This is a genomic window from Pseudomonas sp. BS3782 TE3695 (assembly GCF_050435305.1).
GTDB lineage: Bacteria > Pseudomonadota > Gammaproteobacteria > Pseudomonadales > Pseudomonadaceae > Aquipseudomonas.
In genome coordinates, this window is the sequence record NZ_JBNDKB010000001.1 from 243,984 (window position 1) to 258,909 (window position 14,926).

Sequence of the window (14,926 nt, forward strand, 5' to 3'; positions counted from 1 at the left end):
TTGAAAATTGATGTGCCCTCGCACCGGCGAGAGACAGCTAAAGGGCGGGATTATAGCGTAAAGATGACGGGAATGACCCAGAGGTTAATTGACACGGGGAGAACGCTTTCGCCTTGCCTGAGCGACAGGCAGGCATGTCCACGCCAGGCGCCGTCCCTTCGCACTCTTTCTGAAGAGCTTCTTTGGCGAGTAGCGATAACAAATATTGCTTAAATACCGCTGGTCGCGACTGTCATTTCTGACAGTAGCCAACTACAAAACATTACGTTCATATTCACAGGGGAGGTATTGCCACTTGTGCAATTGTTATTGGCCAAATAAAGGAAAGCCGACAATGAACTCACTCAATAGCCATCAAAACAACAACGCCCCCGACCCGACTTTTGATAATGACGGGAAGGTACTTTACAATATTCCAGGCACAACAACTTTCGGCTCTTCCATATTACAGACCGATGGAAAAATCCTCAGCGTCACTCGAGCCGGAGAGCGCCTGGTGCTCGTGCGACATCTGGATACCGGCGTTGTAGACAGTCTTTTTGGCGATCAGGGAATAAAGTACATCGACCTTGTCCCTGGACAATTCATCCTACAAGCATCGATTACCCTGCAGCCCGATGGCAAAGCCGTTATAGCGGGGTCTTTCGGCAATTCAGGCGAGCCCGTGCATAAGGCGTATCTGATCAGGGTTCTGCCTGAAGGCGAATTTGACGTCACGTTTGGCACGAATGGCCGACTCATCTTTGAGCAACAGTCCGGATTGGAACAGCTTCATGGTCTTGCAATACAGGACGACCGGAAAATTGTGCTCGTGAGCGCAATTACTTACGGCTTTGATATCAGGACGGTATTTATCCGACGTCTTTGCGATAACGGTGAGCCTGATATCAACTTTGGCACGTATGGAGTCGTGAAGCCCGGCAATATTTACATCGGGCCAACACTCACATTGGCGCTTGGTCGATTGCTGTTCGCAGGCTCACTAAACAACAAGCTGATGTTTACCCGCTACTTGGAAAATGGCGAGATAGATACCCACTTTGGCGACGCTGGAGTTGCCATCATTCCTGTAGAAGGCAGCTCCGCAGCGGGAATCACAGACATTGCACAACAATCGGATGGAAAGATTGTCGCCTCGGGTGTCGCCTACTTTGAGAGCGAGGGTCGGCCTCTGGTAATTCGCATCCATCCAGATGGAAAGCCGGACAATGCATTTTACGGAGGGAAACCTAACATGGAAGGGTATGATCGCGCAGCCCTGCACTTTGCAGTTGCCATACAGTCCGACAACAAAGTTGTAGCTGCTGGATCGTCGTTCGGAGATTCCGAGAGATCCAACTTCACGCTGATGCGCTATCTCGAAAATGGAAACGTAGACTCCACCTTTGGCAACGACGGGCGGATCATGACGGACCTTGGAGGGATTGATATGGCCCGTCGCATCCATATACAAAACGACGGCAAGCTTCTGGTAACAGGGGACGTGATTGCACACCTAAACGGAAGCCACGTAGGAATGGTGCGCTATCTGAACACGTAAAAAAACAGAACAGGCGTCGCCTTTTAAGAGAGGCGCAAGCCGCACCGCCGCCATCGCGAGCAAACCCGCTCCCACAGGGAGTTCTGAACGACCGGAACGACTGTGGAAGCGGCCTTGCCCGCAACAGGACCGATATTCCTGATTCAGCCAGCGCTAGAGCTGTCCTTGGGAAGACGTTGGTCAATGACTTGATAAAGCGCACTTCCTTCAGGCCAATTGCGCATGAACCGCGCGCGATCCCTGGCATATGCGGGGGCAAAGCTGCCGGAAGAACCGTGCTGACACATCGAATCCAGATCGATCAGCGCCCAGCGATCCTCCTGCCAGAACAGGTTGTGGCCCTTGAAATCGCCGTGGCTGATGCGTTCGCCAATCAGTTCGGCAAACAAATGATCCAGCGCCAGCAACTCAGCCTCGGGTGCATCACCACTTTCAACATACGGCGCAAAGCGCTCGATGATGTCCGGCCCCGGCAGGTGCTCGGTGATCAGGTAGGCCCGGCTACGCAACCAGAGGAAACGCTTCTCCAGCAACGCCAGGGGTTTGGGCGTGGCAATGCCGAGAAACGCCAGGCGATTGCCTTCGCGCCAGGAATGCCAGGCACGGCTCGGGCGCCAGAAGCGTTTGAACCAATGGGCGAAGCCCTTGATGTTGTAGCGCTTGATCACCAGCGTGCGACCGTCCACCTCGACCTTGCCGACGCTCGCCGCGCCGCCGGTCTTGTACAGGTGGCCCTTGTCCAGCAGCGCATCGGCCTGCGCCAGAACCGGCAACATCGCCGCTTCTTCCTCGCGACGGATCGCCTGCAAACCAAACGCACCGCGCCGGACGCTGAACAGCGAGCATTCACGACCGACCTTGATCAGAAAGTCTTTGAGGCGCCAGCTGCGGACCTTGTCGATCTGCTTCTGCAAGGCTTCCATGGGCAAGGCGTGCTCACCGTTGCTCAGCAGGTAGTACACCAGCAATTCTTCGGTAAACGGCTCCAGCGACTTGGGCAACTGGGCAAAAAATACCCCGAGGTTTTCCAGGACTTTCTGCCGGGACAAGGGCTGGCCAAGCGTTTCGCTGCGGATCCCGGCACCATCGATCAAATACAGACGATTGCCCTGACGCAGCAGGTTGTCCAGATGCAGGTCTTCCTGCCACAGGCCTTTGCTGTGCAGATGCGCGATCGCACCCAACGCCTCGGCCAGCACGGCTGATTGTTCATCCGCCAGCACTGGCAAGTGTTCGACCTGTTTCCAGGCGTCTCCCAGGCTCTCGGCGCCCTCAAGGAAATCGAACAACAGCCAGCCGCCCTCGCCGTCTTTCAGGCCATCCGCCAATAACAACGGCGTGGTCAGCCCCTGAGCGGCGAGCAAGCGCACGCCGTCCAGCTCACGCTGAAAATGCCGCGCCGCTTTACCACCGACCAGCAATTTGGCCAGCACCGGCCGGCCGCGCCAGACGCCGGCGCCCACATAACGCTGCCCTGGCAATACCCGCAGCAGGCTCAGCAATTGCAACTCTGCAGGCCCTGCGGCATCGGCCAGTGGAATGCTTAGAGGCAGGCTTGGGCTGCGGCCCGCGTGTTTCATTTCGGACAAACGCATCAGCGCGTCTCCTTGTGACTGCGCCGCGCACCCAGGCGCAATACCCAACTGTTTACCAGCGAACTGTTCAAGGGTTGATCCAGATAAGCCGCCAACAACTCGCGCAGTTGACTTTCGCTCCATTCCGGCGCCCGACGCAGCAAAGGCTCCAGGTCCTTGACCCGATCACGCTGGCCGAACAGCAATGGCCGGGTTTTTTCCAGGTCGATCAACTGAGCCTGGTAACCGTCACCGGTGGCCTGGAGAAAAATATGCTTGGGATAGAAGCACCCGTGCAGTTGACGCACCTGATGCAGGCGTCGCGCCAGTTGCCCACAGGCTTTCAGAATTGCCGAGTGCTGCGCCGCGCTCAGGTCGGACCAGCGCTGCAACAGTGAATCCAGATCATCCCAACCGTCCAGCGCACGGGTCAGCAGAATCGCCCGGACTTCGCCGTCAACTTTACGTTCACCGAAGAACGCCGCCCGCAACGCCGGAATGCCCAGTTTCTGATAACGACTGATGGTGCGAAACTCGCGGGCAAAACTTGGCTCGCCAAAGGGAGAATGCAATGTACGCGTCAGGTAGTTGCACTGGCGCTTTAGGTAATAACCATGACCTTCCAGCTCTAGCCGAAATACACTGCTCCAGCCACCACCGACGGTGTTGGGTTCATCCACCGCCTCGAGCTCTTTGGCCCAGAGTGCGTCGAAGGTGCCGAGGCCATGACGCTCAAGCAGCGCACGGTCTTCAGCAGCCAGGAAATCAGTCATTCGCGTCCCTCGAAAAATCTCACCACGTGCCGAATCCGTTTCTTGTCGGCGGCATCGAGCCGGGTGCTTTGGCGGTATTGCAGGTAGAAGCGCAGGCGCTGGGTGGCCGACAGATGATATTTAGCCACTTTGTCCAGACACGCCAGATCCTTGGTAATCCGGTACTTGAGCCAGAAGCCGCGCCAGAAATCACCGTTGGGGCAGTCGATCAGAAACAACCGCGCCTCATCGTCGATGAGCAGGTTGCGCCATTTCAAATCATTGTGGGTAAAACGATGATGGTGCATGGTCCGGGTATAGCCCGCCAGCTGCTGACTGATGTTGTCGACCCAGGCGCGATCCGCCAGTTTCGGGTCATGTCGGTCAGCCAGGGCCGACAGGTCTTCGGTATTAGGCAGTTCGCGCGTGATCATCGCCCCACGGCTGTATGCCACGCCGCGTCGTTCAAGTCCCCAGGCCACTACTTCGGCGGTGGGAATTCCCCACTTGGCAAAACGCTTGAGGTTCTGCCACTCGGCCTTCACCCGCGGCTTGCCCAGATAACGGCGCAGGCCTTTGCCGGCGCCGACATAGCGCTTGACGTAATAGTTGACGCCATTGCGCTGGACGCGAATGACCTCGGACAGTGGATCGCGGGTCAGTCGCTCGCCCTTGAGCGCGAACACCGCGTCTAGACTGCCGAAGTCTTCTGCCAGATCGCTGTAAGCAGGTTCCAGAGTCCAACCCGACATCAGAGCGCATCCCCATATCGCTGTTTACGCTCGTAGAGCTTGTTGGCCTTGCCTTCGAGCCATGCCAGCAATCCTGCTTCTTCAGCCAGTATCTGGCGTAATGGCTGCTGGAAGTAACCCTTGAGGAAACGCAGTTTGTCGCGACGGGTCAAGCCAATGTCGAGCGCCGAAAAATACAGCGCCGCCAAGTCCTTGTTACGCCAGCGCCGGGTAATCGTCGAACGGGTCTGGGCACGGTGCAGATCGATCACCGACAGCTTGAAGTCGTCGGCGGTCACTGGTTTATCGGTGTGCAGCAGGAAGTGACAGATGTAGCAGTCGCGGTGGTTAACCCCGGCCCGGTGCATCATGCCGGTCATGCGCGCAACTTCGGCGATCAGGGCGCGCTTGAGTGTTGGCTCGGGCGGTTGCTTGACCCAGTCAATGCTGAAATCTTCGAGGCTGACGGTGGGCGCCAGCTCTTGCGTGACGATGAACGAATGCTGGTCCGCCGGGTTGCTGCCTTTTTCGCCATAAGCGACAGCGGTCATGGTCGGCACGCCGACTTCTTGCAGGCGCTGAAGGGCCTTCCATTCCTGGCCTGCGCCAAGCACTGGCAGCTTGGCGGTCAGCAGGTTTTTGAAAATCTCGCCCCAGCCGATGCCACGGTGAATTTTCACGAAGAACCCGTGACCGTCCACTTCAGTACGCAGTGTCCGACGCGCTTCAAGCTCGCGGTACACCTCGCCCTTGAGACCCTCGACTTCGGCGAACGGATCGCGCCCGGCCCAGAGGCTCTTGAACGGTTCAGCCAGCATCAACTTCATTAAGCGTGCTCCGCCAGAATCACATCGGCCGCGTGCTGCGGCATGCTGTAGAGGTCGGCCGTCTCGGCAAAAGCCAGACCGTTGCGGCTCCAGGCCGCCCGTGCATTTGCGTCATTCAACATGCCGATCAGGTATTGCGTCAGTTGCGCCTGATCGAAGGGTTCGTCCAGCACCAGGCCGGCATCGGCCTCGGCGATGTAATGGGCATAGCCGCAAACCGCACTTACCAGCACCGGCAAGCCAGCCACCACCGCTTCAAGTAGCACCGTCCCGGTATTCTCGTTGTACGCCGGGTGGATCAACAGATCGGCACCGAGCAGGAAACGCGGGATATCGCTGCGGCCCTTGAGAAACTGCACGTTGTCGCCCAGCCCCAGTGTGGCGCTCTGCAACTGGAATACTTTGGGGTCGTCCTGGCCAATTACAAATAATCGGGTGCGCTTTTTCAGCTCCGAGGGTAAGGCAGCCAGTGCCTTGAGACTGCGGTCCACGCCTTTTGTCTTGAACCCGGAGCCGATTTGCACCAGCAATAGTTCATCCTCTTTCAGGTTGAACTCGCGACGAAACCCGGCACGGACCTCGGCAGCATTGGCCGGCGCGCGACGGTCCAGAGAAATACCCGGCGGCAGTAAATGGAAACGCGCAAGCGGCGTGTCGTAATGCTTGATGAACAGCGGCTGCTGGACTTCGGAAATCATCAGCACTTCGGTTTTGGCGTCCTTGGCGAACACCGCACGCTCGTACTCGGCGAAGTGCCGGTAGCGGCCCCAGCGACGGTACAGCGAGTTGCGCAGGTTCTGCGCCTTGTCTTCGAAGCAGCCGTCGGCGGCGTAGTAAACGTCCAGACCCGGCATCTTGTTGAAACCGATCAAGCGATCCACCGGACGCTTGGCCAGATCGGCTTCCATCCACTCAGTGAGTTTTTCGTTGCGACGATGATTGAAGAACGCCTTGACCGGCGCCACCAGCACTTCGAAACCTGGTGGAATGTCGCCTTCCCAGATCAGCGTATAAACACGAATCTGATGGCCGCGTTGCTGACACTCCAGGGCAATGCGCATGAAGTCGCGCTGCAAGCCACCGAACGGAAAATATTTGTACAAGACAAATGCCAATTGCATCAGCGCAGCTCCTCAGCCAGTAACAACGTGCTCAGTCGGCTCGCGACACGCTCGGGATTCAGACGCGTGAAGCACAGGGGCCACTCGCGTTTCAGGTCGAACCGACGGGCATCGTCGGCCGTCGGTTGATAGGTGCATTTCTTTTGCAGGCACGGTGCGCAAGGGAAGTCGCTGGCCATGTGAATCTGCGACTTGCCGTACGCGCCGGTCAGGCCCGGGTTGGTCGGGCCGAACAGCGACAAGGTCGGCACATCCAGCGCCGCAGCGAGGTGACCGAGACCGGTGTCCACCGCTACGCAGGCTTGCGCTGCGGCCAGGACTTTGCCGACACCCGCCAGGTTCAGTTTAGGCAGCACCTCGACATGTCTCATGTCTTTGGCGATGCGCTCGGCGCGGGCCTTTTCGACCGGATTACCCCACGGCAGCTTCACCGCCACGCCAAGGTAACCCACCCGCTCGGCCAACTCGCGCCAATAGGCTTCAGGCCAGTGCTTGGTGTCCCAGGTGGTGCCATGGAGAAACACCACGTATGGATTCTTGCGCGGCAATTCCACCAGTCGTTCGACGTTCAGGCCATAGTCGCCCAGCCCCTTAGGCAGATCGTAACCAAGTGCCACCGCGAACAGCTGGCGCACTCGCTCTACCGCGTGCTGCCCACGGGCCACGGCCAGACGTCGGGAATAGAAGCGCGCAGCGATCGGTTCGCGGGCCGAATTCTTATCCAGCCCCGCCACTGGCGCTTTGGCGTAGCGAGTCAGCAACGCGCTTTTCAACAAGCCCTGGGCATCGATCACCAAGTCGTATTGGGTCGCGCGAATGCTTTGCTTGAAGCGCTTCCACTCGCCACTCTTGATGGTCTGCCAGATGTTCTTGCGCCAGCGGCGGATCGCCACCGGAATCACCTTGCCCACAGCCGGGTGCCAGGTCGGAATCTCGGCGAAGCCTTCTTCCACCACCCAGTCGAACGTGATGCCGGGGATCGCCCGCGCCGCGTCGGTCAACGCTGGCAACGCGTGAATCACATCACCCAGCGAAGAAGTCTTGATCAACAGTACCCGCAAACTATTTGACCTCGACCACAGTGCCCAGCAACCGCTGCAAGGCTTCGTTCACCGCTTTGGGCATGAGTTGGCGCAAGCAATTGTAATGACCGAAACGGCAGGTGCGATCGAAGCACGGACTGCATTCGATGCCCAGGCGCACGATCTCGACGTGCTCGGCCAACGGTGGTGTGAACCCCGGCGACGTCGAGCCGTACACCGCCACCAACGGACGGTTCAGCGCGGCAGCCACGTGCATCAGGCCGGAGTCGTTGGAGACCACTGCATCGGCGCAAGACAACAGATCGATAGCCTCGGCCAGGGACGTGTCGCCACTGAGGTTGACCGACTCTTCACGCAGACCGGGAATCAGCCGCGCACGAATGTCTTCGCCCACCGCATGATCGTTTTTCGAGCCGAACAACCAGACCTGCCAGCCTTCACGGATCTTCGCTTCAGCGACCTTGGCGTAGTGCTCGGACGGCCAGCGCTTGGACTCGCCGAACTCGGCACCGGGACACAGCGCCAACACCGGGCGATCGAGGGCCAGACCGAACTTGGCCAGCGCGCCGTCGCGGGTCACCGGGTCGATCCGCAGGCTCGGCCGTGGATACGGCTTCGGCAACTCGACGCCGGGCTCGAAGGCCAGGGCCATGAAGCGTTCGATCATCAGCGGGTAACGTTCTTTGTCGAGCGTGCGCACGTCATTGAGCAAGCCATAGCGGAATTCGCCACGCCAGCCGGTGCGTTTCGGGATACCGGCAAAAAACGGTACCAGTGCCGACTTCAGGGAGTTGGGCAGCAGGATGGCCTGGTCGTACTCGCCGGCCAGGGATTTACCGATGCGCCGACGCGTCGCCAGCTCCAGCACGCCGTGGCCGAGCGGGAAGCTCAAGGCCTGGCGTACTTCGGGCATGCGCTCGAGAATCGGCCGGCTCCACTCGGGGGCCAGCACGTCGATTTCGCACTGCGGGTGGCGCTGCTTGAGACACTGAAAAAGTGTCTGCGCCATCACCATGTCACCGACCCAACTGGGCCCAACGATCAGAATTTTCATGTGGTTTCCAAAAACGAGCCGGGGAGGCATACGCCTCCCCGCCTCGAGAATCCAGCACCATCGGGGTGAACCGTCAGGTCATTTGGACGAGCCGATTGGGGCTCGTCGGATCAATTTAATACACATTCATGTCAGTCAGCATAAACCTCTGTGGCGAGGGAGCTTGCTCCCGCTGGGCTGCGCAGCAGCCCCAAAACTTGCCACCGCATTCTCACTGACAGACTACACAAGCTGATTTGGGAGCGCTGCGCACTCCAGCGGGAGCAAGCTCCCTCGCCACAAAAGCCCGCATCCACAATTTCGTTGCTCAGCTTAACCCCAGCTCGCGCCAGATTCGCATGACCTGCTGTCGTTCCTCCACGAACTGGTCGCCCGGTATGACGCCGGAGTCCTTCTGCAAGGCCTCCCGGTGAGCGGCGGAGCGGTAGGCCTTATAGGCTTCACGCAACAGGCTGGCGTCTTCGGCGGGCATCAGCCCGACCTCCTCCAACCCTTCCAGAATGCGGATATTGTCGGTATAGCGCAGCAATGACGGATGCGTCTCAGACCATGCCAGAGCCGCGTATTGCACCATAAATTCAATATCGACGATACCTCCGGCATCCTGCTTGAGATCGAACGGCGCCGTGGCCTCGAAGGCATTTGCCGCCGTACCCGCCGCCGTGCTCTTGCTGCCAAGGTTATCGCGCATCTTGGCGCGCATCTCGCTGACCTCCTGGCGCAAGGTCGGCAAGTCCCGCGGCTTGGCCAATACCGCCGCGCGAACCTTCTCGAACGCCTGGCCGACATCCTGACTGCCCACCAGCACCCGCGCCCGCACCAGCGCCTGGTGTTCCCAGGTCCAGGCTTCGTTTTCCTGATACCGGGCAAACGCCCCCAGGGAACTCACCAGCAAACCGGAGGCACCGGACGGCCGCAGACGCATGTCCACTTCATACAGCTGACCGGAGTTGGTCTGCGCCGTCAGCAAATGAATGATGCGCTGCCCGAGTCGGGTAAAAAACTGTGCACCATCGATAGGCTTCGGCCCGTCGGTTTCCGCCTGCGGATCGCCGTCGTGGATGAACACCAGATCCAGGTCCGAACTATGCCCCAGCTCCAGGCCGCCGACTTTCCCGTAACCGACAATGATGAAACCAGGGTCGCACAAGCTGCCGTCAGTGCGCAGCGGCGTACCGTACTTGGCCACGGTCTGGCGCCAGGCCAGGGCCAGCACTTGTTCGAGGATCGCTTCGGCAAGCCAGGTCAGGTAATCACTGACCTTCATCAAAGGCAAGCTGCCGGCGATTTCCGAGGCGGCGACGCGCAAGCGATGCGCCAGTTTGAAATGCCGCAGGGCTTCCATTTGTTGTTCGAGATCGTCTTCGGGAATCCGCGTCAGACGCTCGCGCAATTCGGCGGCCAATTCCGGCGCCAGTGGTGGCTTGAACAACCGGCCTTCGTTGAGCAACTCATCGAGCAGCAGCGGAAAGCGCGTGATCTGTTCGGCAATCCACGGGCTCGCGGCGCACAGCGTCAGCAGACGGCGCAGGGCCCCGGGGTTCTCGGTCAACAACACCAGATAGGCGGATCGACGCGCCACGGCTTCTACCAGTGGCAGCACTCGCTCCAGCACCAGATCAGGATTGGCATGTTCCACCGCCTGAGCCAGCAAGCGCGGAATAAAAGCATCGAGGCGCTCCCGCCCCAGGCGCTGCATGGCGCGCAATTGCGGACTGCCGCGCAGACTGGCCAAGGCTTTCAGCGCTTTAGAGGCATCGGCGAAGCCACCCTCTTGCAGTTGACGGCACGCGGCCTCCTCGTCCTGGGCCTCTTCCCACAGCGGCAGCCATTCCCCGCCGACTACCACTTCGCTCTCGGCGCCGTCCTCTTCATCAGGATCGGCAATCACCTGAGCAAAGTGCCAGGCCACCCGGCCACGCCAGTACATCAGCTGTTCATGGAACGCCGTCCAGTTGGCAAAGCCGAGCATAAAGGCAATGCGCGCCTGATCCTGTTCGCCATCCGGGAGCATCTGGGTCTGGCGGTCGGCAATCGCCTGGATCGCGTGTTCGGTGTAACGCAGAAATTCGTAGGCTTCGCGCAACTCGCTGACCACCGCCGCCGGCAGGTAACCCTGACCTTCGAGGGTGCTCAGTACTTTTAATAGAGGACGCTGCTGCAGGCTCAGGTCGCGGCCACCGTGAATCAGCTGGAAAGCCTGGGCGATAAATTCGACTTCACGAATGCCGCCGGAACCCAGCTTGATGTTGTCGGCCATGCCCTTGCGCCGAACTTCCTGCTGGATCAACTGCTTCATGGTGCGCAGCGCTTCGATGGCCGAGAAGTCCAGGTAACGCCGGTAAACGAACGGGCGCAGCATCTCCTGCAGTTGCGCGCCCGCCACTTGATCGCCGGCCACCACGCGTGACTTGATCATCGCGTAGCGTTCCCAGTCGCGGCCCTGATCCTGGTAATACTGCTCTAGCGCATTGAAGCTCAGCACCAACGCGCCGGACGAACCGTAAGGCCGCAAGCGCATGTCGACGCGGAACACGAAACCGTCGACGGTCATCGGGTCCAGGGCCTTGATCAGACGCTGGCCGAGACGAATGAAAAATTCCTGATTATCCAGCGACCGCTTCACGCCCACGGTTTCGCCGCCCTCGGGATACGCGAAGATCAGGTCAATGTCCGATGACAGGTTCAGCTCCACGGCGCCGAGCTTGCCCATGCCGAGGATGACCATCTGCTGCGGCTCGCCGCTACGCCGGCCGGTAGGCGTGCCGAATTGCTGGCAATGGCGCTGATACAACCACTGATAGGCCTGATCGATGCTGGCATCGGCCATGTCCGAGAGGTCGCGGCAGGTCTGGATCAGATCAGCCTGACGGGTCAGATCGCGCCAGATGATCCGCACTTGGTGGCGTGCGCGCTGACGACGCAGGGCGCGGCCGAGCTGGTCGTCGGTTTCGGCACTGCTCACCGCCGTCGCAATCTGTGCGCACAATTCGCCCGGCGCAAAGCCACGGTCCAGCTCGCCGGACTGCACCAGCTCCAGCAACATCAAAGGGTCACGCACACTCTGTTCAATGACAAAGTCGCTGGCCGCGGTGACGCGGGCAAATTGCGCCCAGCGCTCAGGCGTCCAGGCAGCCAGGCCATGATCGTCGGGAAGAAGCCCGACGGCCGTACGGAACGACTGCTCGGCACGGGTGACGAAGGGCAGGAGTACGCCGGGCAGTTCGGCAAGCGAAGGGAGGCTCATGGTCTATCCTTGATCGGCGTGTGAAGGGCTGCATGTAGTGATTCGTGAAAATACGCTACCTGACCGACTGTCGAACAAAGGTTAGAAATAGCTGAAATTTGTTTATTTTTGGCAGCGATCATCAAGCCTTCACCTTTTCTGGTTGGCAAAAGACCAACCTTAACGATTATTCTCACAACGCAGCCGGAGGCCACAAGCCGATCTTCTGTAGTTTTACTACTCGTCTATACATTCGAAAGGCTGAAATGCCCGATGATTTGTAGTAAAACTACACGCCGCCGGAACAACCTCTCGGCAATCCAAGAATTTATATCGTCTGCCCACAAGGCCAGTCGCAAACTCAGGCAACCGATTCTGGAAGCCTTTCCGCCCTGGAGCAAGCCATGCAAGACCTCGATCCCGTCGAAACCCAGGAATGGCTGGACGCCCTGGAATCGGTTCTCGACAAAGAAGGCGAAGACCGTGCTCACTATCTGATGACCCGTATGGGCGAACTCGCGACCCGTAGCGGCTCGCAGCTCCCTTACGCCATCACCACGCCTTACCGCAACACGATCCCCGTTACCCACGAAGCACGCATGCCTGGCGACCTGTTCATGGAACGCCGCATTCGCTCGTTGGTACGCTGGAACGCGATGGCCATGGTAATGCGTACGAACCTGAAAGATTCTGACCTGGGTGGTCACATCTCCAGCTTCGCCTCCAGTGCGACCCTGTATGACATCGGCTTCAACTACTTCTTCCAGGCCCCGACCGACGAGCACGGCGGCGATCTGATCTACTTCCAGGGCCATACCTCGCCAGGCGTTTACGCCCGCGCATTCATGGAAGGCCGCATCACCGAAGACCAGATGAACAACTTCCGCCAGGAAGTGGACGGTCAGGGCCTGTCGTCCTACCCGCACCCTTGGCTGATGCCTGATTTCTGGCAGTTCCCGACCGTATCCATGGGTCTGGGCCCGATCCAGGCGATCTACCAGGCACGTTTCATGAAGTACCTGGAAGCCCGTGGCTTCATCCCGGAAGGCAAGCAAAAAGTCTGGTGCTTCCTGGGCGACGGCGAGTGCGACGAACCGGAATCCCTGGGCGCCATCTCGCTGGCCGGCCGCGAGAAGCTGGACAACCTGATCTTCGTCATCAACTGCAACCTGCAGCGCCTCGACGGCCCGGTTCGCGGCAACGGCAAGATCATCCAGGAACTCGAAGGCGTGTTCCGCGGTGCGCACTGGAACGTGACCAAAGTCATCTGGGGCCGTTTCTGGGACCCACTGCTGGCCAAGGACGTCGACGGTATCCTGCAACGCCGCATGGACGAAGTCATCGACGGCGAGTATCAGAACTACAAAGCCAAAGACGGCGCGTTCGTGCGTGAACACTTCTTCAACACGCCAGAACTCAAGGCGATGGTTGCAGACTTGTCCGACGACGAGATCTGGAAACTCAACCGTGGCGGCCACGACCCGTACAAGGTCTACGCGGCGTACCACGAAGCGGTCAACCATAAAGAACAACCAACCGTCATCCTGGCCAAGACCATCAAGGGTTATGGCACCGGTGCCGGCGAAGCGAAAAACACTGCGCACAACACCAAGAAAGTCGATGTCGACAGCCTGAAGTTGTTCCGTGATCGCTTCGACATTCCGGTCAAAGATGAAGAGCTGGAAAACCTGCCATTCTTCAAGCCGGAACCCAACAGCGCCGAAGCCCGCTACCTGAGCGAACGCCGCACTGCACTGGGCGGTTTCGTGCCACAGCGCCGCGCCAAAAGCTTCGACATCCCGACGCCACCACTGGATACCCTCAAGGCAATCCTGGACGGCTCGGGCGACCGTGAAATTTCCACCACCATGGCCTTCGTGCGGATCCTCGCGCAGCTGGTCAAGGACAAGGAAATCGGTTCGCGCATCGTACCGATCATCCCGGACGAAGCCCGTACCTTCGGTATGGAAGGCATGTTCCGTCAGTTGGGCATCTACTCCTCCGTCGGCCAGCTCTACGAGCCAGTCGATAAAGACCAGGTGATGTTCTACAAAGAAGACAAGAAGGGCCAGATCCTCGAAGAAGGCATCAACGAAGCGGGCGCCATGAGCTCCTTCATCGCTGCCGGTACTTCGTACTCCAGCCACAACCAGCCAATGCTGCCGTTCTACATCTTCTACTCGATGTTCGGCTTCCAGCGTATCGGTGACCTGGCCTGGGCCGCTGGCGACAGCCGCACCCGTGGCTTCCTGATCGGCGGCACCGCCGGCCGGACCACGCTGAACGGCGAAGGCCTGCAACACGAAGACGGTCACAGCCACATCCTGGCTGCCACCATCCCGAACTGCCGCACCTACGATCCAACCTACGGCTACGAGCTGGCGGTGATCATTCAGGACGGCATGAAGAAGATGACCGAAGAGCAACAGGACGTCTTCTACTACATCACCGTAATGAACGAATCCTACCAGCAGCCCGCCATGCCGGCCGGTGCCGAAGAAGGCATCAAGAAAGGCATGTACCTGCTCGAGGAAGACACCCGCGAAGCGGCGCACCACGTTCAGCTGATGGGCTCCGGCACCATCCTGCGTGAAGTCCGTGAAGCGGCGAAGATCCTGCGTGAACAGTTCAATGTCGGCGCTGACGTGTGGAGCGTTACCAGCTTCAACGAACTGCGTCGCGATGGCTTGGCCGTCGAGCGCAGCAACCGTCTGCACCCGGGCCAGAAGCCTAAACTGAGCTACGTCGAAGAGTGCCTGAACGGCCGTAAAGGTCCGGTCATCGCCTCTACCGACTACATGAAGCTGTTCGCTGAGCAAATTCGTCAGTGGGTCCCGTCCAAGGAATTCAAAGTCCTGGGCACCGATGGTTTCGGCCGCAGTGACAGCCGCAAGAAGCTGCGTCACTTCTTCGAAGTCGACCGTCATTTCGTGGTGTTGGCAGCCCTGGAAGCCTTGGCTGACCGTGGTGACATCGAACCTAAAGTGGTGGCTGAAGCCATCGCCAAGTTCGGTATCAATCCGGAAAAACGCAACCCACTGGACTGCTGAGGAGACAC

At 59.2% G+C, this 14,926-nt stretch carries 10 protein-coding genes; 2 read left to right on the forward strand and 8 right to left on the reverse strand.

All coding sequences use genetic code 11. The features are described 5' to 3' along the window. The first annotated feature begins 334 nt into the window (after positions 1 to 334). Positions 335 to 1,540 carry a hypothetical protein gene (locus tag ABH909_RS01110; RefSeq protein WP_429429845.1) on the forward strand — a complete coding sequence of 402 codons (1,206 nt, stop codon included), beginning with the start codon at positions 335 to 337 and terminating at the stop codon, positions 1,538 to 1,540. Positions 1,541 to 1,683: 143 nt separating this feature from the next. Here the strand turns inward: ABH909_RS01110 and ABH909_RS01115 are convergent, their stop codons facing one another. From ABH909_RS01115 to glnE, 8 genes are all read right to left on the reverse strand, one after another. Beyond that, positions 1,684 to 3,135, reverse strand: coding sequence for a lipopolysaccharide kinase InaA family protein (locus tag ABH909_RS01115; protein WP_429429846.1), 1,452 nt, complete (start codon positions 3,133 to 3,135; stop codon positions 1,684 to 1,686). Next, complete coding sequence (locus ABH909_RS01120) at positions 3,135 to 3,887, reverse strand: lipopolysaccharide kinase InaA family protein (RefSeq protein WP_429429848.1); 753 nt, start codon at positions 3,885 to 3,887, stop codon at positions 3,135 to 3,137. The genes ABH909_RS01115 and ABH909_RS01120 overlap by 1 nt, the downstream gene beginning before the upstream one ends. Further along, positions 3,884 to 4,618 carry a lipopolysaccharide kinase InaA family protein gene (locus ABH909_RS01125; protein ID WP_429429850.1) on the reverse strand — a complete coding sequence of 245 codons (735 nt, stop codon included), beginning with the start codon at positions 4,616 to 4,618 and terminating at the stop codon, positions 3,884 to 3,886. The genes ABH909_RS01120 and ABH909_RS01125 overlap by 4 nt, the downstream gene beginning before the upstream one ends. Next, entirely contained in the window at positions 4,618 to 5,424 is an 807-nt protein-coding gene (rfaP, locus tag ABH909_RS01130) for a lipopolysaccharide core heptose(I) kinase RfaP (RefSeq protein WP_429429852.1), read from the reverse strand. Before rfaP ends, ABH909_RS01125 begins: the two co-directional genes overlap by 1 nt. Continuing rightward, positions 5,424 to 6,545, reverse strand: coding sequence for a glycosyltransferase family 4 protein (locus tag ABH909_RS01135; protein WP_429429854.1), 1,122 nt, complete (start codon positions 6,543 to 6,545; stop codon positions 5,424 to 5,426). The genes rfaP and ABH909_RS01135 overlap by 1 nt, the downstream gene beginning before the upstream one ends. Then, positions 6,545 to 7,606, reverse strand: coding sequence for a lipopolysaccharide heptosyltransferase I (gene waaC / locus ABH909_RS01140; RefSeq protein ID WP_429429856.1), 1,062 nt, complete (start codon positions 7,604 to 7,606; stop codon positions 6,545 to 6,547). Before waaC ends, ABH909_RS01135 begins: the two co-directional genes overlap by 1 nt. Before the next feature lies 1 nt (position 7,607). Beyond that, positions 7,608 to 8,642 (reverse strand): lipopolysaccharide heptosyltransferase II, encoded by a 1,035-nt coding sequence (gene waaF, locus ABH909_RS01145; RefSeq protein WP_429429858.1) that lies wholly within the window; start codon positions 8,640 to 8,642, stop codon positions 7,608 to 7,610. 307 nt (positions 8,643 to 8,949) lie between these two features. Further along, entirely contained in the window at positions 8,950 to 11,889 is a 2,940-nt protein-coding gene (gene glnE / locus ABH909_RS01150) for a bifunctional [glutamate--ammonia ligase]-adenylyl-L-tyrosine phosphorylase/[glutamate--ammonia-ligase] adenylyltransferase (protein WP_429429859.1), read from the reverse strand. Positions 11,890 to 12,272: 383 nt separating this feature from the next. On the opposite strand from glnE, the gene aceE reads away from it, so the two are divergent. Continuing rightward, positions 12,273 to 14,918 carry a pyruvate dehydrogenase (acetyl-transferring), homodimeric type gene (gene aceE / locus ABH909_RS01155; RefSeq protein WP_429429861.1) on the forward strand — a complete coding sequence of 882 codons (2,646 nt, stop codon included), beginning with the start codon at positions 12,273 to 12,275 and terminating at the stop codon, positions 14,916 to 14,918. Positions 14,919 to 14,926: the final 8 nt, after the last annotated feature.